Raw genomic sequence first — 21741 nt, forward strand, 5'->3', positions numbered from 1 at the left:
ATGATCATTTATTTGTTATCATCCTCAGATGCAAAGCCGCTGAACTCCGGGCAGACGGCGCTGACCGTCCCGATCACCCGCTTCAGAATGTCCTGGTAAAGCTGATGGACAAACGGCAGGTCGGTCCGGTCCGTCTCATGAATCTGCCGAATGTCGCCGGCTGTGACGATCCGGTATCCGCTGAAATGATAGAAAATCAGCGGACTTCCGTCTTCGAGCACAAGACGCCCGTCCTTCCATGAAAACGTGTGGCGGCCGTAATTCCAATGGCCGATATTCACGCCGGGCGTGGTGATGTCACACACGTTCGGGAACAGGCCGGACATGTAATCCAAGTAGCCTTGATCTCCGAATTTTCCTTCGCCCGGCGCATTTTTGCATTCCTCAAGGCAGCGTTCTTTCCACCATCTGAGACAATCTGTGCCGGCACTGTCGGTTTTGAAGCTGAGAAAACCGGAATTATACCGGCCTAAAAGACGCTGCAGCATGTCGATTTCCTGTTTTTCAAATGAGGGAATGACGATATCGCCCCGTGACAGAAGCACCGAACAATCCGGCTGATTGTCAAAAATCGCGCGCGGATCAGCGAAGAAAAACAAATCGGCATCAATGTACGTGACACGCTCTAATTCCGGATGTCCGTCCAGCACGAATTCGAGAAATACCGGCTTCACCGTCCAGCAGTATTCGCTCTGATCCCTCGTCCGCTTCAGTTCAAGGAGCTCCTCATTTTCCAGTGCGGACACCTGAATCAAGGTGACATTATCCGGCCGCATTGCCTGAAGCACGTCATAGGTGTCTTGATCCATACACAAAGTAAAAATGGGGGCGTCCGCCTGAACCGCTTTCAATGAGCCGAACAAAGCGATGGCCTGATACAGCCTTCCTTTTGATAAAACTGTGCAATATGCGCTTGTCACGTCTTTCTCTCACCTCTGTTTCTGTTACTTTTGAAAAAAGGCTTTATACCATTCGATCGTTTTTTCCAATCCTTCATCAATGGTATGCGCGGGCGTCCAATTCAGAAGCTTCCTCGCCTTTTCCGCCGATAAATATTGGTGCTTGATTTCATGGCTTCCCTGGTTGAGCACTTTCGGCTTGAGGTCACTGTCCATGGCCTTAAGAATTTTTTCTACAAGCTCCAGCACCGTCAGCTGAATCTCATTGCTGAAGTTGAACGCTTCTCCCGCAAGATTGAGCTCCTCCATCTTTTCCGCCAGCAAAAGGTATGCCTCGACCGCATCCTCGATGTAAAAATAATCACGGATAAATGTGCCGTCGCTGCGGATTTCCGGCGCTTCACCGTTCAGCACGAGCTGAATCGTCTGCGGAATAATCCGGTTGAAGTTCAAATCTCCGCCGCCGTACAAGTTGCCGCAGCGCGTAATACAGACCGGAAGTCCGTACGTATTAAAATATGTGTGGCTTAACAAATCGGCACAGCTTTTTGATACGTCATACGGATGTTTGCCCTGAAGAGGCATGTTTTCATCGTACGGCAGTGTCGGCTGGTCGCCGTACGCTTTATCACTGGACGCGACGATCACCCGCTTGATGAGCGGATGCCTGCGGCACGCTTCAAGGATGTTCCATGTGCCGAGAATATTGGCTTCAAATGTGGAAATCGGATTGCGGTTTGCGACGCCGACGATCGCCTGAGCGGCTAAATGAAAGACCGTGTCAATTTCATATTCGCCCAGCGCCCGCTCAATCACATCCAGATCCTCAAGCGCGCCCTGCACGATATTCATTTGCTTCACTTGTTCTCCCTGATACAGGTTCGACTTGGGCACAGTGTCACGGACAAGTCCCGTCACATTGGCCCCCTGATCGATCAGTTCCTTCACCAAGCAGCTTCCTAAAAGACCTGTACATCCCGTCACAAACACATTTTTATTTTTCCAGAAACTCAAACTTGATCACCATACCTTCCATACATGTTGTCCCCGGTCCCACATCTTGTTGATTTCCAGCAGGTTTTTATACGTATCGATCGCCGTCCAGAAACCGTAATGCCGGTATACCGCCAATTCGCCGTCCTTCGCCAGCTCCTTCAGCGGTTCTTCTTCAAACATGACGTCCCTGTCTTTCGGCAGATAATCAAATACCTTCGGGCTGAGCACGAAAAATCCGCCGTTGATGATGCCTTCACTTGAGGTTTTTTCAGAAAAGCTTTTCGCCATACCGTCTTCAACCGTCAGCGTTCCGAATTGCGAGGTCTTTTCTATACCGGTGACGGTTGCCGCAGCCCCTTTTGATTGATGATAGCTGATCAGATGAAACAGGTTGATGTTGGCCAGTCCGTCCCCGTACGTCATAAGAAAGGTTTCATCACCGATGATGTCCTTCGCCTGTAAAAGCCGCCCCGCTGTCTGCGTGTGTTCCCCCGTGTCTAAAAAAGTGATTTTCCACGGCTCGGATTTTCCCAATATCCGCACTTCTCCGGTAGAGCTGTCCAGCGTCATGCTGTGATTCTTCCAGTCATAATCTAAGAAATATTCCTTAATCATCTCTCCTTTGAAACCAAGAAGCAGGATAAATTCGTTCACGCCATAGTATTGATAGAGTTTCATAATATGCCATAGAATCGGTTTGCCGCCTATCATGGCGAGCGGTTTGGGACGTTCATTGGTGATTTCGCTCATTCTCGTTCCTTTTCCGCCGCAGAGAATGACTGCTTTCATCTCTACCCCTCTTCTCTGTGAATATTGGATTCGAAACCGCCCGTATAAGAGAAACCAACCCGATAATTTGTCCGATTCTCTATCACCGGTTTCAAAATCTACTGTAAGATATGAGAGATTGGCGCCCTTTGTGACCAAAAGCTCTCTCTTTTTTCAGATTGGTGAAGATACACACAAAAAAAGAGCCTTACGGAAATTCCGTAAGGCTCTTTCTATTATTTATTATCCTGATTCAGCTTTTCTTTGCCGTAATGATATTTAGACGGATCAACCGGCGTAAAGTCGCTCAATTTGTGGAATCTGAGCAGGTCTTTGTACATCACGCTGTCAGACAGCTTCAGCTGCTCTGTGACTCTGGCTTTCAGGTTTTTCGTTTCCTGATTGCCTTTCAGTTCTTTTCCTGTCTTCGTATCGTATACGACATTGGAGATGGAAGTATATTTCGGCGTGACGTAATCTCCGTTACGGAACGCCACCGTATCATCATGGTCTTTCGAGAAGAGATCGGTGCCGAAATTAATATATTTCCTAGAATCGATGCCTTCCAAGTGAAGGATCGTCGGCACAACGTCCATTTCACCGCCGTACGTATGGTTCACCCCGCCTTTTTTGCCGGGGATGCGAATCATAAGCGGCACACGCTGATTCTGCGCGTTTTGATAAGGCGTAATTTCTTTGCCGAGAATTTCTTTCATCGCGCGGTTATGGTTTTCAGAGATTCCGTAGTGGTCTCCGTAAAGCATAATCACCGAGTTGTCATATAAACCGGATGACTTCAGATCTTTAAAGAACTGTTCAAGCGCCTCGTCGAGATAACGCGCCGTCTGGAAATAGTCATCCACAGTCGCGTCGCCCGTTTTCGCTTTTTCGATCGTTGCGTCTTTTTCATCAAGCGTAAACGGATAATGGTTCGTCAGCGTGAGCAAATGCGCATAGAACGGCTGTTTCAGCGATTGAAGCTTCGGAATGGATTCTTTGAAGAATGGTTTATCCTTCAGCCCCAAATTGACAAGGTTGTCATCAGACATATCGTATGTGCTGGCGTCAAAGAATTTATCGTAGCCGATATGTTTGTATATCTGGTCACGGTTCCAGAATGATTTGTAGTCACCGTGTAAAACGGCGCTTGTATAGCCCTCACTTTGGTTAAGGATGGCAGGAAGCGATTGATACGTGTTTTCCCCTTTTGTCACGAAGGCTGACCCTTCAGGCAGTCCGAACAGGCTGTTATCCATCATCAGCTCGGCATCAGATGTTTTACCTTGGCCTGTTTGGTGGAAAAAGTTATCAAAGTACGTCATGTCCTCTCCGCCGCGGGCGAGTTTATTCAGGAACGGCGTGACTTCTTTTCCGTCAAGTTTGTAGTTGATCAAAAACGTTTGGAAACTTTCCAAGTGAATCTTAATAATGTTTTTGCCTTTGGCCTTGCCGAAATACTCGGCGTTCGGCTTCGCATAATGCGAGGATGTGTAGTTTTCAACGCTCGTCAGGTCATCGCTGCTGGCATATGCCCGCTGTGATTCCGTCTGCGCCGTCTGCACGCCGTCATAAATCGTGTAATTATAAAGGCCTAAGTATTTTACAATGTAATTGCGGTCAAACGTTCTTGTCAGCAGCTCCGGGCGGTCCTCTTCGGCAATCGCCAGGTTCACGAAGAACAAAACAATACCCGTCACGATAATTAATGACGTATACCGTTTTTTCAGCTTGAATTCCTTCAGCTCACGTCTCCACACCAGAAGCGCGATTAAAATAATAATATCAACAAAGTATAAAATATCATGGCCGGACATAATGCTGAAGATGCCGTCTCCCATATTTCCGACATTACCGGATTGCTTTAAGTTCGGGAATGTCAAGAAATCATCGAAGAATCGATAGAATAGGATATTTGCATACAAAATAAACGTCATGATGAAATCAATAATCACCATGATAATCGCTGATTTGCGGCCTTTCGCAAACAATGCCAGTCCTAAAAAGAAAATGGCGCTTGAGAACGGATTGATCACAAGCAGAAACTGCTGCGTCGGACCCTTCACCCCAAGGTTGAATTCAGCATGATAGGCTAAATACGTTTTGGCCCAAAACAAAATAATAGCCAGTACAAAAAAACTAAGTCTGTAAGAAAATAATTTCTTCATGGCAACCTCTACTTTCCTAAACACTTTAAATCTGTATTCTTACTTTTTGCTTCAATTCCTGCTTTCCGAGCAAAACGAAAGCATCACACAGCCCCATAAACACACCATTTTAAAAAACGATATATTTATCATTCGTGTCATGCCCATTGAACATCTTATCCCGCCAGCCATTAGACGCAGGATATCCGTTCTTCGTTTCACATTTTTTTCTGGCATTAAAAGGTACCGTATCAGACCCGGTCTGAAAAATAGGAGATACCAAATATAAGAATAACACAAACTTCTAAAAACGAAAAATGAATATCAAAGACAGCCGCCCAACAGGCGGGCTGAAGTTATTGTATGCAAAGGGGGTGAAAAACTTGAAGATTTTTTTGGCTGATGTAAAAAAAGGACTGGAGTCATCCAGTCCTTCTCATCAAATCGGTCAAATCCCCGCCCAAACATCTTTTGCGTAAATGCCTTTTGTCTGGAGGTCCAAAAGCCATTCTTGCGCTTGCCGTTCGTCTGTTTCGTGGACCGACTGATACGCTTTTTGCAGCGTTGCCTCTACATCGGGCGCCATTTTGCTGCCGTCGCCGCATACGTAGAGGTGCCCTCCCCGGCCGAGGATGGAAATTAAAGCGCCGGCGTCTTTCGCCATTAAGTGCTGCACATACGTTTTCGGTACGCCTTCTTTGCGGGAGAAAGCCGTATGAAGCGTCACGATTCCGTCTTTTTCATAAGCTTCAAGCTCGTCACGGTAAATAAAATCATGATCGTTTCTGCATCCGAAATACAGATGAGCCTCCCCCAGCTCTTTTCCTTCTTTTTTTAACGCCGCCCGGGCCTGCAGAAATCCGCGGAACGGGGCGACTCCTGTGCCGGGACCGACCATAATAATCGGTTTTTCCGGATCTTCCGGCAGCCGGAATCGTGTTTCCGGAGTGCGGACAAACATCACGATACCATCCTCAGGGCCGCGATCCGCTAAATAATTCGAAGCGACTCCGCGATACTCACCCAAACCGCTCCGGGCGGGGCCGCAAACGACGCCGACGGTAATTGAAGCCTGCCCGGGATGTTTCCGCGGCGAACTTGAAATCGAATAATACCGCGGCTTCAGCGGGCGCAAAAGCTCCAGAAATCGCTCAAACGGAAGTTCACACGCTTCATATTTTTCAAGGAGATCGAGCATCGAGACGCGCAATGTTAAGATTTTCTCCTGATAGACGCCCTCCTCAAGAAAATCTTCCAATTCCCGTTTGTGCGGCGGGCAGACCGTATAAGCGGCCATTTCCCGGATTTGAGCCCTTGATGCCGCTTCCTGCAATTCGACACAGCTGCTCAGAAGATCATGCAGCCTGACCGGCCGATCGAGCGGGAGATGAGCCGCGCTCTGTCCGCTGGCCGTCAGCAGCACTTGATCATTCCCATTCAGATTGAACCGGCGGAGAACACGGCTGACCTGCTCCTTGCTGTTTACCGGCAGCACGCCGAGATGATCCCCTTCATGATAGGCAGCCTCTTTCGGCAGAGTGATTTCGATATGCCTTGTGCTCCGGCCGCTTTCCGGCGCCTGAAGTTCCCTGTTTTCCGCAACGGATGCGTAAACCGCTTCATACGTCTGTGCCAAAGGGGACCCGCCAAGCCCGCTGACAAATTGAAGGCCCAGCGCACTCCGCTCTTTTTCGGCATTTTCATTCAGCTTGAGACCGAATGCCTTCATGGCGTCCGTCCACATGCTTTTTTTCCATTCATCAAGCTTTCCTTCAAAATCGCCGCTGACGTCCCCCTCGCCTCGGGAGGAAAAGCGTTCCGCCCCTTTTTCGGCAAGCTTCTCATCAATAAGCCTCGGCACGGCCTGATATGTCGCCGCCCAGTTATGATCACCGCAGCCGAAGACGGCATATCGGACGCCTTCCAGCTCCCCGGGTTTGACTTCTTCAAGCCATTGAACGAATTGTCCCGCGTTGCTCGGAGGCTTTCCGTTATAAGAGGACGTAATGATCAAGAGAGCCCCTTCTTTCGGCAGTTTTCCGATCCGGTCATTTAAAGGCGCCGTTTCAGTCCGGACGCCGTGCATCCCGGCAGTATCGGCAAGCTCCCGCGCCACGCCTTCTGCGGTTCCCGTATCTGAGCCGTACAAAATCAGAAGCGGTCGGTTATCAAGCCCGATAATGGATGCGCCTTTTGTTTCCCGTTTTTCTTTTTCGACGTCTCCCGCCGCTTTTTCAGCCGCCGGGAGGGCTGCCGCAACGGCTCCTTTGTTTCTCGGCCGCACCCGGATATGAAAGTCGCCGGGCTTGATCGTTAGCGTCTGTTTAATATCGAGCTCATAATCGGTGTGATCGATAAAGGTAAAATGCTGCAGAATCATCCCCAGAACAAGAGTTGCTTCATGCAGGGCGAACTGCATACCGATACATGCCCTCTGACCGTTTCCGAACGGCTTGTACGCATGGTGAGGCACTTGATCAGGATGTTCAAACCGCTCCGGATAAAATTCCTCCACATTGTCTCCCCACGCGTCTTTATCACGGTGAAGCTGGGGAATTAAGACGGAAATTCTGTCTTTCGGCGTGATCGGATATTTCCCGCCGATCACCGTATCCTCTTTCGCATAAAGGCTGAACGCAGGCGCGGTCGGCCATAAGCGCAATGACTCCTGCAAAATCATTCGGATATAAGTAAGATCCAGCACTTGTTTATATGAAGGAACGGGATCGGTCAATACCCGATCGGCTTCTTCATAGGCTTTTTCCAAAACACGGGGATGTTTCAGCAGAAAGTAGATGGCAAAGGAAAGCAGGCCGCTGGTCGTTTCGTGGCCGGCAATTAAAAACGTGATAATTTGAAACCGGATATTTTCATCATCAAGTTTTTCGCCCGTTTCCGGGTCTTCCACATTCAGCATTCTGGCCAGCAGATCCTTTTCATCCCGGCCGCCTGACCGGCGCTCTGCGATAATACTGTCTACTAACGAAAACATCGCCTGAATGTCATGATGAAATTGGCGTTTCGTCCTGATCATGAGCTTATCCTGAACATCAAGGCGCTGCATTTGGTGCATCGCTTCATCAAGGGCGCGCACCATGCTGTTGATAAACGGATGAGGCGTTTCCCTGTAATAGCTGTTAAACCGATAGTTAAAGCCGCAAAGCCCGATCGTATCGAGCGTCAGGCGGGTCATATCAGCAGGCACATCAACGGCCTCATCCGGGTTCAGCCTAGCCCATTTTTGAATCAGCTGCACCGCGATATCAGTCATCATCGAATGATAATCTTTCATCGCGCGCTGGCTGAAGGTCGGCATCAGAATATTATGCGCCTTTCGCCAGTTAGGCTCATGCGTCCAGCTTGTAAACAGCCCGTCACCGGAAAACGCCCGGACTTTCTCTAAAGCCCCTTCAATGCTTTTATCGAACCGCTCTTCATCACAAACCTCTTTCACCAGTTCATGGCCGGACACGACGATAATGGCGCCCGCCGGCGTATGCAGCTGAAAAATAGGCCCCTGCTCGTTTGCCAGTTTGATAAGCGACATTGTAGGCTTGTCTTTATCAAGCAAAGGAAGATTGCCGAGCGGGCCGAATGTCTTCGGCTGCGGAATCGGACCTGTTTCCTTCATGAATAACACCCTTTCTAACACGTTGATGCGTTCCTTCCAACTACATTGCCCTTTTCACCGGCCGATTATCCGCCGTCACGGATCAATCATCGGATTGACGATCGATAACGGTTTTTTCTATACTGGAGAGGCTTGTTAAATACAGAAATAAGGTGAGTTCACATATGGATTTTGAAATCAAGTTTTTATCGTTTTATGTCATTCAAGTGGAAGGAAAAGACGAACAGGCAAACAAACAGTTCAAACATTTCCAGACCCTTGACACGGAAGAATTTGAAGAAAGCGAGCTGAAGGATTTTCTTGACGGGGAATTGAAGAAAATCGTCAAACGGAAAGCCGAACGGCATCCGCAATCCGAGCAGGTCCCCACAAAAATCGGCCATTTTATCACGGAGCCGGGCCATGAGCTTGATTCAAATCCGAATTACAACCTTTTCAACCGCGCCAGACTTGCGGATACGAAGGAAGCATTTATCGAAGCAAGCGAGCAGTTCGTCCGCACTTACCTTGACACGAGCGCCGTGCGCGGCGGTGTTTTTATCGTGGCATCGGCCGTTCCGCGCAAGTATTTTGAAGACAAATTCGTCTTTATGATGAAATGCGATTTCGAGCCGAAGGTCGCCCGCATCTCAGACGCCTCGTCTCTCATTAAAAAGGTCGAAATGGCCATCACGACAAAAAACATGAAAAGCATTCAATATCCGTATATGCCGGAAGAAGGCATGACGGAAGAGCATGAGCTGAAAATCCACCAGGCCTCGCACGCCCGTTATTTCGAAGATTTTCTCAAATTTGTCGAATACGGCGAATCGATGCCGGAAATCATGAAAAGCCAAGTCATGAACATGGTGCAGGAGCACGTGTATGAAACTTTTGAAGAAAACAGCGAAGAGCTTCAGCAGTTTGAGCACGACATTGAAATTTGGGAAGCGAGTGAAAAGCGGGAAATTCAGGAGCGCCTCGACACCCATCAAGTCATCGAGGCATCCGCGCAGATCATTGAACACACGCCGGAAGCCGAGCTGAAAATGAAAGTCGGAGAAACAGAGATTAAAGGATTACTGGCTGATTTCGGCGAATCCATCCATCTCGCAAAAGTGAACGGGCGCTATGTCGCGCTCATTGAGGCGGAGACGATCTCGTTTGAAAAAGGCAGTTCGCCGGTGGAGTTTCACAAGCCTGAGGGGCTGCATGAGGTGATTGAACGGATACGGAATAAATCTGAACAAGACTGACAAAAGTCCAGACGCCATGTTCTGGACTTTCTTTATTTAATAAGGCTCTTTGAGCAATCGATAGCATTCACTGATGATGTCTTGGACGCCGGGCGTTCCCTTTATCTCGCGGCGGACGATTTCAGATGAGAGATTCTGCACCTGCAATGCCCGCTCCGCCCGTCTTTCGAAGTATGCTTGACATGCAGTTTCATGGTTTTCGTGTTTTTGCAGTTCTTCACTAAGCACAATCGCGTCTTCAATCGCCATCGCCGCTCCCTGCGCCAATGTCGGCGCTCCTGCATGGACGGCATCCCCGCCCAGAACGACGCGGCCTCTGTGCCACGGTTCTTTAACCGCCATCTGCTCAATCTTATGAAACAAAACGGGATATTCCTTTGACATATTCTCTGTCACAAACTTTACTCCCGGAAATCCGTGCAGCAAGTCTTTCACCCGTTCAAAACGCGTGTCCTCGTCATCCCTGAAGTCAGCGTCATACGGCCGGATGATAAATACGTATCCTGTTTTTTCAGAGAGCGGCACGACCCCGACCTGCGTCTGCCCCTTTTTATACATCAGTGTTGAATCATGAAAAACCGGCTCGGGAAAAGAAATGTAAAATCTGTGCGCTCCCATGCCGAGATACTCCGTTTTCACTTCTCTTTGCAGCATTTGATTGCGGACAGCGGAGCGGATGCCGTCAAAGCCGGCGAGGATGTCAGCCGTCATCGCGGTTCCGTCTGCACAATGCACCGTTATGTCATCTGCTGTTTCTTCGTAAGACACGACTTTTTTACCGAGAAGAATCGTGACCCCCGCCGCTTCAGCATGCTTTTTGAGGATATCGTTTAACGTTTGCCGCAATATATTATTCCGCCCCGGCAGTGAATCATCTAAAAACGCCTCACTCACTTTAAACTGCAGCGTTCCGTTTTCATCATGCTGCTTCAGCCATTCCGTTTGAAAGCCGTGTTGGCAGCATTCATCATACACACCGATTTCCCGCAGCACCCGCAGCGCATTTTGAGGCTGGAGAATGCCCGCTCCGCTTTTTCGCATGCCGGACGCCGCCTCGCAAAGGGTCACTTCAAAACCCGCTCTGCCGAGAGAAATCGCTGCGGACAGGCCGCCGATCCCTCCGCCCGCTATGATGATCTTTTTCACTTCATGGTTCATCCCGATACCGCCTTCTCTATTTATTTATCATTCATTAACTATTAGCCACCTTACTATATAGGCTGAAAAACTGTCAATCTTTATAGGTTGCCTTTTGAATCCGGCAAGCTTATACTTTGAATCACTAAAATGGTACGGAGGCTTACAAAAATGGAGTTGAGACATTTGCCGGATTACTCGCAGATTGCCGGACGCGCTGAGATTTACGCCGATATGGATGCTGAATCATTGAAAACATTTTTGACGTTATTTGATATGTCTAAAAAAATGAATCAGGTCATGGAGCATTATTTCTCAAGTCACGGATTGTCCGAAGGGAAATTCAAAATTTTAATGTTTCTGTTTGACGCACCCGGCCACAGCCTGAGTCCGACGGAGCTGGCAAAAAAATCCAATGTCACCAAAGCGACCATCACCGGGTTGATCGACGGACTCGCACGGGACGGCTTTGTAAACCGCAGCCGGCATACCGGCGACAGACGAAAAATCAGCATCGAACTCACAAAAGAAGGAAAAGAAAAGCTGATGCTGTTTCTTCCCGGCCACTTCTCCAATATTTCAGGAGTCATGGAAAGCTTCACCGCTGAACAAAAAGCGGAATTGACAAAAATGCTTGAAGTATTATTTGATAAGCTTCTGCTGTTTTCCGGCGGCAGAATATAAAAAGGCGCCCCTCTCAGCAGGGCGCCTTTTTCACGCGGTTAATCATCACTGTTTAAAATCCCGAAAAACCGAAGCAGGTTGATAAACAGGTTAATAAAGTCGATATAAAGCGTCAATGCCATCAAAGGAATCAGGTCAGCCGTGATGTCCCGGTGCTTGATCTGGTTCAGATCGTATAAGATATACATTGAAAACACAATCGTTCCGATGACGGAATACGCCATCATGGCGGCGGAATTCAGCGGGCTGAAAATATTAAAGATCCCCACTGCGAGAAGCGCGATAACAGCGACAAGCAAGAAGGACCATAAAAACGACAAGTCCTTTTTCGTCTTAGCGCCAATCGTGCCGAGCACCGCAAAAATCACAAACGAAGAACCGAATGCCTCCAATACAACATAGGCCCCCGCTGCGGACGCATAATGGCTGATAATCGGAAACAGCGTCATTCCGGAAATGAAAGCGAATGAAAACACAAACACATATCCGACGGCTTTTTTTCGGCGCAGCCAAAACGCGGCGATGATCATGACGACCTCTAAGACCGACAGCGGCAGCATCAATGCCGGCGGAATGAACTGGCCCGTATACAGGCCGATTGTCGCAACTAACAGTGTAAACACAAATACCGTTATAATGCGCTGCATAATAGATTGTTTGCTCTCATAAGCAGCAGTTTGCATGTCAAAAGTCCTCCCAAAAAATGATCGTGATAGGTCTATTATAAATAAAATGGGAGAAATTTGTATGATTTTAAGAAGATTTTAAGGATGTCAGGCCTGACGTTTTGCTGCGCACTCCTGCATATCCATGAAATCATGCAGTTTTTTCGTCAAACCGCCGTGCCCGAATCGGATTTTCCCCTTCTTCCCCGGCGTTTTCGCGAAATCGAGGAATGCCAGCACATAAAGACGCCTGACGGGAATCGGAATGACGCCCGCATCATAAAACCAGCCGTCAATTGTATTGAGCACGCCTTTGTTAATGCCGTATTGCTTCGTGCACCAATGCAGAAAGCGCACTTCGGGCAGGTGCAGATACCGGCTCTCCCGGAAAGGAACAGTTGAATGCTTCATATGTACCGCCTCCTGTCATTGGCTGTTTTTTAAGATTGTTTTACTTCTTTGCTCTTCAGGGAAAATCGATATTTCTCCACCTTATCAATTTGTGTCACTTGGGAATTATGAACCGTAATCTGAACTGTCCCGAAATCGAGCGTTTCCAGCGCGCTGATAATCTTTTCGATCACATGCGGATCTACGTTTCCTTTGGACGTCATCATGCTCCCCCTTTATGTCTGGCCGTTCGTCTTTTGACAATGAGCGTTTTAATTCATACTATTCTGATAAGAAATATATAATTATACTATTATGTTTTCATTCAGAAATCAATAACATTTACACAATTTTTGGATATGTTTTCTTTGCGAAAACTTTCACTTCCTTCGCTTTGACATAAACCGTGTCGCCGACGCCCGCCCCCAAGGCGTCATATTGCTCTTTTGAGAGCTCAATCTCCAAGTGCTGGCCTGTGTCGGTACGGACGGCTTCCAATCTGACGGACGGTCCGATGGCGCGAATATGAGCCGCCCTTGCTTCAAATGAATGCAGACCGGACGGTTTTTTTTCTACGGTAAAATGGTGTGGCCTCACATAAGCGATCCCCTTATCCTGATCAGCATGCCCGACAGGTATTGCCGCGTTTCCGGTGATCAGCTTTCCTTCCTCCACTCTTCCTTCAAATACGTTGACACTGCCGAGAAAGTCGTACACAAACGGATTTGCGGGGTGATCATACACCTCCTGCGGCGTTCCGATCTGTTCAATCGCACCTTCATTCATAATAACGATGCGGTCGGCCACATCAAGCGCTTCTTCCTGGTCGTGAGTGACGAAAATACTTGTCATGCCGAATTCATCATGAAGCCGTCTGAGCCATTGTCTTAACTCTTTTCTTACTTTGGCGTCAAGCGCGCCGAACGGTTCATCCAACAGCAGAATGTTCGGTTCTACGGCCAAGGCGCGTGCGAGGGCGGCTCTTTGTCTTTGTCCGCCTGACAGCTGCGAGGGATAGCGCTTTTCATAAGGTTCCAGTTTCACAAGCGCCAGAAGCTCTCTCACTCTTTCGGCAATTTCCTTTTTGGCGGGACGCTGCTTTCGCGGACGGACTTTTAATCCGTAGGCGACATTTTCAAAAATCGTCATCTTGCTGAATAACGCATAGTGCTGAAACACAAAACCGACATGTCTGCTTTTCACATGCGTATCCGTCACATCTTGTTTTCCGAACAGGACACGTCCCCCATCCGCCTGCTCAAGACCGGCAATGACTCTCAATAATGATGTTTTGCCTGAGCCTGACGGACCGAGAAGCGCAACCAGCTCGCCATTATTGACGTGAAGATTGATATCCCGCAATGCCTGATAGTTTCCGTAATGCTTAGAAATACTGTCGATCGTAATCTCCATAATGACTCCTTCCTCATCCGGCTTTGACAGAACGATAACCGGCTTTCCATTCAATGATGTTTTTCAAAAACAGTGTCGCAATCGCAAAAACCGACATGACGGAGGCCGCCGCAAAAGCGGCCGTAAACTGATATTCGTTGTACAAAATTTCGATATGAAGCGGGAGCGTGTTGGTAACACCCCTGATATGACCGGAAACGACTGATACGGCGCCGAATTCGCCGATTGTCCGGGCCGCGCTCAAAATCACGCCGTAGATCAGCCCCCATTTGATATTAGGAAGAGTGACATGCCAAAACGTTCTCCAGCCTCCCGCGCCTAGCGTGACGGAGGCTTCTTCTTCAGCATTTCCTAAGCTTTGCATAAGCGGTATTAATTCCCGGGCGATGAAAGGGAGCGTCACAAACAAGGATGCAAGCACGATTCCCGGGACAGCGAATACGATTTTTATCTGGTGATCAAGTAAAAATGGACCAAGCCAGCCGTGAAGCCCGAACAAAAGGACAAAGATTAAGCCCGCGATTACCGGAGACACGGCAAACGGCAGATCAATCAGTGTCATAAACAGACTTTTCCCCCTGAATTCATATTTGGTCACAGCCCACGCCGCGGCGACGCCGAACAGCGTATTCAGCGGAACCGTGATGAAAACGACGAGGAGCGTCAATTTCATCGCGGCAAGGGAATCCGGATGCGTGACAAAGAGGATATATGCTTCCGCTCCCTTTTTAAAAGCTTCAATAAATATGAATGCAAGCGGCATGATTAAAAATATGGACAAAAAGAGCAGGACCGCTGAGATCAGCACCCATTTCACAACGGGTGATTCCCGCATCTCCCGCTTTGGCCCGGCTGTTTTCGCTGTTTCCAGCTGCATGGCATATCCCCTACCTTCCTGCGTATTTTCTCGCGGTGAGCCATTGCAATCCATTGATGACGAATAAAATGAAAAATGTGATGACAAGCATGACTGCCGCAACAGCCGTTGCCCCGGCATAATCGTATTGCTCTAATTTCGTCATAATGATCAGCGGGGAAATCTCGGTTTTAAACGGCATATTGCCCGCGATAAAAACGACAGAACCATACTCCCCGAGGGCGCGGGCAAAAGATAATGCGAAACCCGATATAATAGAAGGAAAAAGCTCCGGCAGAATGACCTTTTGGAAGGTTTTCCATTTCGAAGCTCCAAGTGAAGCAGATGCTTCTTCCGTTTCCTTTTGGAGATTTTCTAAGACGGGCTGAACCATCCTGACGACAAAAGGCAGCCCGATAAACGTTAGTGCGATGATAATGCCGATCGGCGTAAAGGAAATACGGAAAGGAAACAGCTGTCCGATCCAGCCGTCCGGTGAATACATTGCCGTTAATGTAATGCCTGCGACGGCGGTCGGCAGCGCAAACGGCAGATCAACCAGGCCGTCAGCCAGCCTTTTCCCCGGAAAGTCATATCTCGTCAGCACCCAGGCGATGACAACGCCGAAAACCGCATTGATCAAAGCGGCGCAGCCCGCCGTCAAGAAGCTCAGCCGATAGGAAGCCGCGGCCCTCGGCTCAGAAATGATATGCCAGACGTCCCCGGGCCCCATTGACATCGTATGAAAAAACACCATGGACAGCGGCACGATAACCAAAACGGCCATATATAAAAATGTAAATCCCATCGTTAATCCGAAACCCGGAATCACGGACGATTTTGTTTTTTTGAAAAGTAACGTTCTCATACTCGTTTCCTCTTTCTATTTCTCATAGATGCTGTCAAAGGTTCCGCCGTCATTGAAATGGGTTTCCTGTGCTTTTTTCCAGCCGCCGAATTCCTTTTCGACCGTCACCGTTTTAATCTTCGGGAATTGTTTTTCATACGTTTTCAGAACCTCTTTATCGCGGGGCCGGTAAAAATTCTTCGCGGCGATCTCCTGCCCTTTTTTGCTGTAGAGATAGGATAAATATGCTTCAGCCGCTTTTTTTGTTCCTTTTTTATCCGCGGTTTTGTCGACGACAGAGACAGGAGGCTCAGCCAGGATACTGATTGAAGGATTGATAATCTCAAATTTCTCCTTGCCGAATTCCTTCAGTGTGAGATAGGCCTCATTTTCCCAGGCGATCAGCACATCCCCCATCCCTCTTTCTGTAAAACTGGTCGTGGCTCCGCGCGCCCCTGAATCAAGCACTTCCACATTGCCGTAGAGGTCTTTCATAAACTGTTTGATTTTCGTGTCGTCATGATGATACGTTTCATCCGCATATGCCCATGCCGCTAAATAGTTCCATCTGGCTCCGCCCGATGTTTTCGGATTGGGCGTAATGACCGAAACGTCCTTTTTCACCAAGTCAGCCCAATCATTGATGTGCTTCGGATTCCCTTTTCTGACTAAGAATACGATGGTTGACGTGTAAGGAGTTGATTGATCCGGCAGACGTGACTGCCAGTTTTGATCAATGAGTCGCGCTTTTTCTGCTATCGAATCAATGTCATAACCTAAAGCAAGCGTTACGACATCAGCGTCAAGTCCGTCTATTACGGATCTGGCCTGCTTCCCCGAACCTCCGTGCGACTGCTGAACGGTTACATCTTGACCCGTTTTCTTTTTCCAATAGGAAGAAAAGGCCTGATTATACTCTTTATACAGCTCCCGTGTCGGATCATACGATACATTCAGCAGCTGAACGGTCTTTCCGTCTGATGACGCGCTGCCGGACTCAGATTGACAGGCTGACAGCGCCCCCGCCAATAAGATCAATACTAAAAATGCCGCTGTTTTTTTCATGTGCCTGATTTCTCCTCTCTTTTTCCGCATAAAAAAAGGCATATTATCCCCTTTCAAAAAAGGGAAATAATATGCCTTCAGTTGACTGATGGGCAATTATACCGGTATCAGATTTGGGCAGAACGGCCAGCTTTCGTTTGTGTACGATCAGCTATTTGTGCCGGTTCGATGTGTATAAGAATAATTCAAACTATCCCTAGCTGTCAACTAAGTTTTAGACTATTTAAATTGTTTTCCGCTGACAAAAAAAGCGCCCCGCCTCTGGACGGAGCACCTATTTTCTATGCTTTTGCTTCCTCGATCACACATGTGACACCCATGCTGGCGAGCGCCTGCTCCAGGGAGCCGTAAGTTTGATACTCTGAAAAATCAAGCCCTAATTGGATAGAAGTCTGTGCCACATCAGGCCGAATGCCGGAAAACACGGTTCTGATGCCGAGGAGAAATAACGTTTTCGACAGCATATACAATTGCTGCGCCACCATCGTATCGACAATGGGCACACCGGACAGATCAATCACAAGGTTTGTGATCCGTTTGGCGACACAGTTTTCCGGCACCGTCTCCAAAATCACGCGCGCCCGTCTCGTATCAATCGATCCGATGAGCGGCAGAGTGCCGATCGTATCCGCGATCAAAATAACCGGACAGCTCAATTCGGAAATAAGCTCCTGCTGAGATGACAGCCTTGCGATCATTAATGTCTGAAACTGTTCAGTAAAATCCGTCATCAGCTGATCAAATGAGCTGTTGACAAGGTGATTCCAGCGGCGGGCATCCTCGTTTGTTACGATGTCCTGATGCTCATCCATAAAACGGGTGACCGCCTCCCAAAAGACGGTTCTTGAATTGCCGATCGCCTCAACGACCTCATGAACCTCCGCGTCCTGCTCCACTCTGCTTTTCGCTACCTGTGCGGCCCATTTTTCTTTGTTATGCTGAAAAACGGCCGGATCTTCCAAAAAAGCGCTTGCGATGACCGTGTTTGTAAAGGTATGCTGCTCGATCAGCAGCCGTTTCATTTCCTCACTTAATTGATCCGCAGAATAAAAACGCCCTCTCAGCTTCCGTCTCAGCTTGAGCCATTTTTCCGTCAGCTCTGCCGAATGTGTAATAATATAATCATGAAGTAACTGGTCTTTGTTCACTGCCGTCTCCTCTTTCAAGAATATGTACTTTTGTCTAAATTATAAATCGGAATCGCCGATCGCACTAGAGAAATTAAAAAAACCGGCACATTAAAGCTTTTGATTGCTTTTTTTGGCAGGAGGATACACTATAAAAGAAATGAAACAGGAGGTCAGTATGATGATCAAAAAAATCGCGACAGTCGCCGTATACACTGATGATCAGCAAAAAGCGAAAACATTCTGGACGGAAAAAGCGGGGTTTGAAACCGTCGCCGAGCATCCGATGGGCCCGGGCGCCTTCTGGCTTGAGGTAGCGCCCAAAGGAGCCGCCACTCATTTGGTTATTTATCCGAAATCGATGATGAAAGGCGCCGAGCATATGAAGGCTTCTATCGTATTTGAGTGTGAAGATGTCTTTGCCGCATACGAACAGATGAAAAAGAACGGCATCACCTTTTTAGATGAACCGAAACAAATGGAATGGGGCAGCTTCGTGCAATTTAAAGATGAGGATGGTCATGTCTTTCTCCTGAAATCGTAATCCGTCAGGCATCTTAATTGACTTTGAGAATCATTTTCATTTAAAATGTTGGATAAAGCGTAGAAATGATTGGAGAGATGCCAGATGTTCGTGCAAATCAGAAAAATGACCGTAAAAGAAGGACATGCCGACAAAGTAATCGAACGCTTCAGTTCAGAAGGCGTGATTGAAAAGCAGGAAGGTTTGATAGACGTAACGGTCTTGGAAAAAAAAGTCCGCCGCGGTGATGAAGAAGTCGTCGTATTAATCCGCTGGGAGTCAGAAGATCATTGGAAACAATGGGAAAAAAGCGAAGACCACATCGCGGCCCACAAAGCAAACCAAGGCAAGCCGAAACCTGATTATATGCTTGGGACGGATGTCGGTATGTATCATGTCAGAGCCGTTAAAACAGGCGTACACGAAAAATAATAAAGAGCATTTGCCCCAGGGCAATGCTCTTTTTATTTTTTCTCCTCATACGGCAGGACAAACAGCGGATTATCGGGCTTCCATTCCGCATACAGCACGTCCTCCGTTTTTTTGATGTTCAGCTTTTTCAGCTCCTGATTCAGCTGCTTTTCTTCCAGCCCGGCTTCTTTCAGATTTTCATACAGCACTTCGCCGTCAATAATCAGCGTGACCGGCAAAGAGACCTGCTTCGGCTTTATTTGCATGTCGCCGTTTTTCGTCGTGTCATATTGAAATTTCGGCAGGACGCTGACCATCCCGTTTGTTTCTAAAATCGCGTACTCCGCTTCCTGTATGGAAAAGCAATTCGCCTGTCTGAGAAGGCTTTGCAATTGATTAATGTCCAGCTTATTCTTTTTCAGCACATCATATTTCAGTTTTCCTTTATGTATGATAATACTCGGCTCGCCTTCCAACAGCTTTCTGGTGCTTTTTACTTTCTGCGTAATCAGTTCGATGAGATAAATTAAAACCCCCCATAACAGGGAAGCAAAAATGATTTCAATAATCCTGACGTTTTTATCATACACCGCATTTCCGACCAGTTCGCCGAGGATGAGCGCAGAAATAAAATCAAACGGCGTAATTTGCGAGAATTGAGTTTTTCCAAGCAATTTTAAAATCACAAATAAAATACCCAAACCGCATACTAACTCCCAAGCCACTGTAAGTAAATGTCCCATATTCGCACCTTCTTCTTAAAAGTCATTACCATTATGGACATTCGCCTGTTTTCTATACAGCGGCCGGCAACACACAAAAAAACGCAGCCGAGGCCGCGTTTTTTCACTTCTGCTTACTGTTTTTGATTCGATCTGACGACCCGTAAACACACCTCAGCGGCATAACCGGCGGCCGCTCCGGAACCCGCAAACATCGCGGCAAGCCCCAAGCCCATTCCTTCCCAGCCGCCGACACCGAAAATGCTGTAAACAACCGTACCGAAAGCAGTCAGGCCCAGCACCGCCAAAAGGCACTCAGGCCACATCTTTTTCGGCCATTTCTTACGGAGCACAGCCGATACGGCAAAGTTAAGACAAAATGCGGCCAGACAGATCAGATAAAAAAACCCCATGTCTTTTGCACCTCCGTCATGAGGAGCTTTTTATTTGCTCATCTTTTTTTCAAACAAATGATAACCCGGCGCGAGTCCTTTTGATTCGTACCCCATTCCGCTGTAAAACGACTGAAGCGCCTTGTTTTCGGACACGCAATCGAGCCGGATTTTCGTTTTTCCCGGACAAGACACACCCGTCTCCGCCCAAGTCATGATTGTCCGGCCGAGCCTCTCGCCTGCAAACCGCCTGTTAATCGCCAGCCGGTGGAGATATACGGACTCCTCATGTCCTTCATCGCCCCAAAGACGTCTGTCCCACCCGCTTGCTTCGGGAAGCAGCATGACGACGCCGGCCAGCTCTTCATTCTGCCTGAATAAATAAACATACCCTTTGGCGATCACCTCCCGCATATTGTGGGTATCTTCCCCTTGCAGAAGGCCGCTCCACTGGTTCGACCCTTTATCGCGAAGCCATTCTGCCGCTTGCACGAGCAGATCCATGACCTCTTCTTCATCATCCTTCCGGGCGGGGGTGACCCGGAATGCCCCCGCCTTCTCCTCCGTGATCGTAAATGGTGTCATAAAAGCCTCCTGTAATCAGAATATTCGACACCTTTATTATAGACCAAACGCAGAAAGGAAAAAAACAGCCGTCATGTTTGAGGGCCGTTTAAAAAATTTTCTTCTTATCACGTTCTTCTTTTAAAATCTCAACCGCTTCCCTGAAACGCATAGAGTGGACGATTTCACGCTCACGCAGAAAACGGAGTGAATCATTCAGGTCAGGATCATCGGAAATATCAATAATCCATTGATACGTCGCTCTCGCCTTTTCTTCAGCCGCAATATCCTCATATAAATCAGCGATCGGATCTCCCTTCGCCTGTATGTAAGACGCTGTGAACGGAACTCCGGCCGCATTGTGATAAAACAGCGCGCTGTCATGGTTGACGTAATGATCACTGAGCCCTGCATCACGCAGCTGCTCCGGGGTCGCGTCTTTTGTCAGCTTATAAATCATCGTCGCAATCATTTCTAAATGCGCAAACTCCTCCGTGCCGATATCCGTCAGCAGGCCGATCACCTTGTCAGGAATCGTGTAGCGCTGGTTTAAGTACCGGAGCGCTGCGGCCAATTCGCCGTCCGCCCCGCCGTATTGTTCAATGAGAAACTTAGCCAGCATCGGGTTGCATGTACTCACTTTAACCGGATACTGCAGCTTTTTTTCATATACCCACATTTACAGATCCCTCCTTATACTTGCCATGGCCAAGGACCGCGGCCCCAGTCCCATTGAGCGCCGACCTGACTCACGCCGAATTGCAGAAGCGGTCCGTACTCAGGCTCAAACCGCTTTCTCAGCTGTCTTGAGTACCGGGAATATTCATGAAACTGCTGAAGCGCGAGACGGTCATGGGGATGCGTATCCAGATAAAGCGTCAGCTCCACCAAGACAAAGTCCGCCGCCTGGATTTGTTCCAGCAGCCGATAGTATTCATCATCAATCTTTTTCGCCATATTCGATTCCCCCCCGATAAGGATTATCATAGAAATCATAAAGATCCTTCCAAAGGGTCCCTTTTCTCAATGCCTCCATCGGAGAAAACTGCTCCAAGTGATACGGCTGAAACCGCATATAAAGATGCGGCGGCGTTCTGTAGTATTTTCTCCCGATCGGCGGGCAGGGATCAAACCGGCTGTGGAAGGGTTTATAGGATTTGACCGGTGTAAACGGCTGATTTTCTTTCATTACGATCCTCCTTTCCTAAACACATGACCTTAATAGGTATGAATCCGTATCGGCATTTATGCCCTGTAAGAAAATAAAAAAGC

The 21741-nt window shown here is 48.1% G+C and carries 24 protein-coding genes; 4 read left to right on the top strand and 20 right to left on the bottom strand.

Annotated elements, in window-relative coordinates:
• Positions 1 to 8: 8 nt before the first annotated feature.
• The 5 genes from G9F75_RS14065 to G9F75_RS14085 all read right to left on the bottom strand — a co-directional run bounded on the left by G9F75_RS14065 (position 9) and on the right by G9F75_RS14085 (position 8438).
• Positions 9 to 920: a putative nucleotide-diphospho-sugar transferase gene (locus tag G9F75_RS14065; RefSeq protein ID WP_014417151.1), complete on the bottom strand. Its 912-nt coding sequence runs from the start codon at positions 918 to 920 to the stop codon at positions 9 to 11.
• 24 nt (positions 921 to 944) lie between these two features.
• The gene (locus tag G9F75_RS14070; RefSeq protein ID WP_012117042.1) at positions 945 to 1913 is read right to left on the bottom strand and encodes a GDP-mannose 4,6-dehydratase; all 969 of its coding nucleotides are present in this window, start codon (positions 1911 to 1913) and stop codon (positions 945 to 947) included.
• A gap of 6 nt (positions 1914 to 1919) precedes the next feature.
• Positions 1920 to 2684 (bottom strand): glucose-1-phosphate cytidylyltransferase, encoded by a 765-nt coding sequence (gene rfbF / locus G9F75_RS14075; protein WP_014417150.1) that lies wholly within the window; start codon positions 2682 to 2684, stop codon positions 1920 to 1922.
• Between the two features lie 215 nt (positions 2685 to 2899).
• Positions 2900 to 4828: a lipoteichoic acid synthase gene (gene ltaS / locus G9F75_RS14080; protein WP_014417149.1), complete on the bottom strand. Its 1929-nt coding sequence runs from the start codon at positions 4826 to 4828 to the stop codon at positions 2900 to 2902.
• 427 nt (positions 4829 to 5255) lie between these two features.
• A complete protein-coding gene (locus tag G9F75_RS14085) occupies positions 5256 to 8438 on the bottom strand; it encodes a bifunctional cytochrome P450/NADPH--P450 reductase (RefSeq protein WP_128496496.1) in 3183 nt (1060 codons plus the stop codon).
• 164 nt (positions 8439 to 8602) lie between these two features.
• Here G9F75_RS14085 and G9F75_RS14090 point away from each other — a divergent pair, with 164 nt between their 5' ends.
• Complete coding sequence (locus tag G9F75_RS14090; RefSeq protein WP_007609950.1) at positions 8603 to 9673, top strand: DUF3900 domain-containing protein; 1071 nt, start codon at positions 8603 to 8605, stop codon at positions 9671 to 9673.
• Positions 9674 to 9709: 36 nt separating this feature from the next.
• Here the strand turns inward: G9F75_RS14090 and G9F75_RS14095 are convergent, their stop codons facing one another.
• Positions 9710 to 10831, bottom strand: coding sequence for an FAD-dependent oxidoreductase (locus tag G9F75_RS14095; protein WP_038461265.1), 1122 nt, complete (start codon positions 10829 to 10831; stop codon positions 9710 to 9712).
• A gap of 150 nt (positions 10832 to 10981) precedes the next feature.
• Here G9F75_RS14095 and G9F75_RS14100 point away from each other — a divergent pair, with 150 nt between their 5' ends.
• Positions 10982 to 11494 (top strand): MarR family winged helix-turn-helix transcriptional regulator, encoded by a 513-nt coding sequence (locus G9F75_RS14100; protein ID WP_017419070.1) that lies wholly within the window; start codon positions 10982 to 10984, stop codon positions 11492 to 11494.
• 38 nt (positions 11495 to 11532) lie between these two features.
• Here G9F75_RS14100 and G9F75_RS14105 read toward each other — a convergent pair whose 3' ends face one another.
• The 8 genes from G9F75_RS14105 to G9F75_RS14140 all read right to left on the bottom strand — a co-directional run bounded on the left by G9F75_RS14105 (position 11533) and on the right by G9F75_RS14140 (position 17878).
• The gene (locus G9F75_RS14105) at positions 11533 to 12177 is read right to left on the bottom strand and encodes a Bax inhibitor-1/YccA family protein (protein WP_007408941.1); all 645 of its coding nucleotides are present in this window, start codon (positions 12175 to 12177) and stop codon (positions 11533 to 11535) included.
• Between the two features lie 90 nt (positions 12178 to 12267).
• Positions 12268 to 12570: an FMN riboswitch-binding regulator RibR gene (ribR, locus tag G9F75_RS14110; RefSeq protein WP_017419069.1), complete on the bottom strand. Its 303-nt coding sequence runs from the start codon at positions 12568 to 12570 to the stop codon at positions 12268 to 12270.
• Between the two features lie 29 nt (positions 12571 to 12599).
• Entirely contained in the window at positions 12600 to 12773 is a 174-nt protein-coding gene (locus G9F75_RS14115) for a YezD family protein (protein WP_003155693.1), read from the bottom strand.
• Positions 12774 to 12891: 118 nt separating this feature from the next.
• Positions 12892 to 13962: a sulfate/molybdate ABC transporter ATP-binding protein gene (locus G9F75_RS14120; RefSeq protein ID WP_021495152.1), complete on the bottom strand. Its 1071-nt coding sequence runs from the start codon at positions 13960 to 13962 to the stop codon at positions 12892 to 12894.
• A 13-nt stretch (positions 13963 to 13975) separates the two neighbouring features.
• On the bottom strand, positions 13976 to 14839 hold the full coding sequence (gene cysW, locus G9F75_RS14125; protein ID WP_021495153.1) for a sulfate ABC transporter permease subunit CysW: 864 nt from the start codon (positions 14837 to 14839) through the stop codon (positions 13976 to 13978).
• A 10-nt stretch (positions 14840 to 14849) separates the two neighbouring features.
• Positions 14850 to 15686 carry a sulfate ABC transporter permease subunit CysT gene (cysT, locus tag G9F75_RS14130; RefSeq protein WP_021495154.1) on the bottom strand — a complete coding sequence of 279 codons (837 nt, stop codon included), beginning with the start codon at positions 15684 to 15686 and terminating at the stop codon, positions 14850 to 14852.
• Between the two features lie 15 nt (positions 15687 to 15701).
• Positions 15702 to 16772, bottom strand: a complete 1071-nt coding sequence (locus tag G9F75_RS14135; protein WP_395940726.1) for a sulfate ABC transporter substrate-binding protein — start codon at positions 16770 to 16772, stop codon at positions 15702 to 15704.
• Positions 16773 to 17011: 239 nt separating this feature from the next.
• Positions 17012 to 17878, bottom strand: coding sequence for an STAS domain-containing protein (locus G9F75_RS14140; RefSeq protein WP_014417142.1), 867 nt, complete (start codon positions 17876 to 17878; stop codon positions 17012 to 17014).
• Positions 17879 to 18038: 160 nt separating this feature from the next.
• Here G9F75_RS14140 and G9F75_RS14145 point away from each other — a divergent pair, with 160 nt between their 5' ends.
• Both G9F75_RS14145 and hmoA read left to right on the top strand, forming a co-directional pair.
• Positions 18039 to 18401 carry a VOC family protein gene (locus tag G9F75_RS14145; protein ID WP_007408938.1) on the top strand — a complete coding sequence of 121 codons (363 nt, stop codon included), beginning with the start codon at positions 18039 to 18041 and terminating at the stop codon, positions 18399 to 18401.
• Positions 18402 to 18485: 84 nt separating this feature from the next.
• Entirely contained in the window at positions 18486 to 18812 is a 327-nt protein-coding gene (hmoA, locus tag G9F75_RS14150; RefSeq protein WP_003155696.1) for a heme-degrading oxygenase HmoA, read from the top strand.
• A 32-nt stretch (positions 18813 to 18844) separates the two neighbouring features.
• Here the strand turns inward: hmoA and G9F75_RS14155 are convergent, their stop codons facing one another.
• From G9F75_RS14155 to cotJA, 6 genes are all read right to left on the bottom strand, one after another.
• A complete protein-coding gene (locus G9F75_RS14155) occupies positions 18845 to 19534 on the bottom strand; it encodes a YetF domain-containing protein (protein WP_095061182.1) in 690 nt (229 codons plus the stop codon).
• 113 nt (positions 19535 to 19647) lie between these two features.
• A complete protein-coding gene (locus G9F75_RS14160) occupies positions 19648 to 19926 on the bottom strand; it encodes a YesK-like family protein (protein ID WP_017419062.1) in 279 nt (92 codons plus the stop codon).
• A 30-nt stretch (positions 19927 to 19956) separates the two neighbouring features.
• Complete coding sequence (locus G9F75_RS14165) at positions 19957 to 20490, bottom strand: GNAT family N-acetyltransferase (protein ID WP_167409175.1); 534 nt, start codon at positions 20488 to 20490, stop codon at positions 19957 to 19959.
• 88 nt (positions 20491 to 20578) lie between these two features.
• Positions 20579 to 21148 (bottom strand): spore coat protein CotJC, encoded by a 570-nt coding sequence (gene cotJC / locus G9F75_RS14170; RefSeq protein ID WP_003155700.1) that lies wholly within the window; start codon positions 21146 to 21148, stop codon positions 20579 to 20581.
• A 14-nt stretch (positions 21149 to 21162) separates the two neighbouring features.
• A complete protein-coding gene (gene cotJB, locus G9F75_RS14175; RefSeq protein WP_007408934.1) occupies positions 21163 to 21426 on the bottom strand; it encodes a spore coat protein CotJB in 264 nt (87 codons plus the stop codon).
• Positions 21410 to 21658: a spore coat-associated protein CotJA gene (cotJA, locus tag G9F75_RS14180; protein WP_003155704.1), complete on the bottom strand. Its 249-nt coding sequence runs from the start codon at positions 21656 to 21658 to the stop codon at positions 21410 to 21412. Before cotJA ends, cotJB begins: the two co-directional genes overlap by 17 nt.
• Between the last annotated feature and the right edge of the window lie 83 nt (positions 21659 to 21741).

Source organism: Bacillus sp. EKM208B (genome assembly GCF_011800725.1).
Taxonomy (GTDB): Bacteria; Bacillota; Bacilli; order Bacillales; family Bacillaceae; genus Bacillus; species Bacillus velezensis.

What these genes read in the sequence shown, in the direction of transcription:
- G9F75_RS14160 (WP_017419062.1), bottom strand. Translation starts at nt 19,926, where the DNA reads ATGGGGTTTTTTTATCTGATCTGTCTGGCCGCATTTTGTCTTAACTTT.
- G9F75_RS14095 (WP_038461265.1), bottom strand. Translation starts at nt 10,831, where the DNA reads ATGAACCATGAAGTGAAAAAGATCATCATAGCGGGCGGAGGGATCGGC.
- G9F75_RS14165 (WP_167409175.1), bottom strand. Translation starts at nt 20,490, where the DNA reads ATGACACCATTTACGATCACGGAGGAGAAGGCGGGGGCATTCCGGGTC.
- G9F75_RS14135 (WP_395940726.1), bottom strand. Translation starts at nt 16,772, where the DNA reads ATGCCTTTTTTTATGCGGAAAAAGAGAGGAGAAATCAGGCACATGAAA.
- cotJB (WP_007408934.1), bottom strand. Translation starts at nt 21,426, where the DNA reads ATGGCGAAAAAGATTGATGATGAATACTATCGGCTGCTGGAACAAATC.
- rfbF (WP_014417150.1), bottom strand. Translation starts at nt 2,684, where the DNA reads ATGAAAGCAGTCATTCTCTGCGGCGGAAAAGGAACGAGAATGAGCGAA.
- G9F75_RS14115 (WP_003155693.1), bottom strand. Translation starts at nt 12,773, where the DNA reads ATGACGTCCAAAGGAAACGTAGATCCGCATGTGATCGAAAAGATTATC.
- hmoA (WP_003155696.1), top strand. Translation starts at nt 18,486, where the DNA reads ATGTTCGTGCAAATCAGAAAAATGACCGTAAAAGAAGGACATGCCGAC.
- G9F75_RS14100 (WP_017419070.1), top strand. Translation starts at nt 10,982, where the DNA reads ATGGAGTTGAGACATTTGCCGGATTACTCGCAGATTGCCGGACGCGCT.
- G9F75_RS14120 (WP_021495152.1), bottom strand. Translation starts at nt 13,962, where the DNA reads ATGGAGATTACGATCGACAGTATTTCTAAGCATTACGGAAACTATCAG.
- cotJA (WP_003155704.1), bottom strand. Translation starts at nt 21,658, where the DNA reads ATGAAAGAAAATCAGCCGTTTACACCGGTCAAATCCTATAAACCCTTC.
- G9F75_RS14145 (WP_007408938.1), top strand. Translation starts at nt 18,039, where the DNA reads ATGATCAAAAAAATCGCGACAGTCGCCGTATACACTGATGATCAGCAA.
- cotJC (WP_003155700.1), bottom strand. Translation starts at nt 21,148, where the DNA reads ATGTGGGTATATGAAAAAAAGCTGCAGTATCCGGTTAAAGTGAGTACA.
- cysW (WP_021495153.1), bottom strand. Translation starts at nt 14,839, where the DNA reads ATGCAGCTGGAAACAGCGAAAACAGCCGGGCCAAAGCGGGAGATGCGG.
- ltaS (WP_014417149.1), bottom strand. Translation starts at nt 4,828, where the DNA reads ATGAAGAAATTATTTTCTTACAGACTTAGTTTTTTTGTACTGGCTATT.
- G9F75_RS14155 (WP_095061182.1), bottom strand. Translation starts at nt 19,534, where the DNA reads ATGGGACATTTACTTACAGTGGCTTGGGAGTTAGTATGCGGTTTGGGT.
- G9F75_RS14085 (WP_128496496.1), bottom strand. Translation starts at nt 8,438, where the DNA reads ATGAAGGAAACAGGTCCGATTCCGCAGCCGAAGACATTCGGCCCGCTC.
- cysT (WP_021495154.1), bottom strand. Translation starts at nt 15,686, where the DNA reads ATGAGAACGTTACTTTTCAAAAAAACAAAATCGTCCGTGATTCCGGGT.
- G9F75_RS14105 (WP_007408941.1), bottom strand. Translation starts at nt 12,177, where the DNA reads ATGCAAACTGCTGCTTATGAGAGCAAACAATCTATTATGCAGCGCATT.
- ribR (WP_017419069.1), bottom strand. Translation starts at nt 12,570, where the DNA reads ATGAAGCATTCAACTGTTCCTTTCCGGGAGAGCCGGTATCTGCACCTG.
- G9F75_RS14090 (WP_007609950.1), top strand. Translation starts at nt 8,603, where the DNA reads ATGGATTTTGAAATCAAGTTTTTATCGTTTTATGTCATTCAAGTGGAA.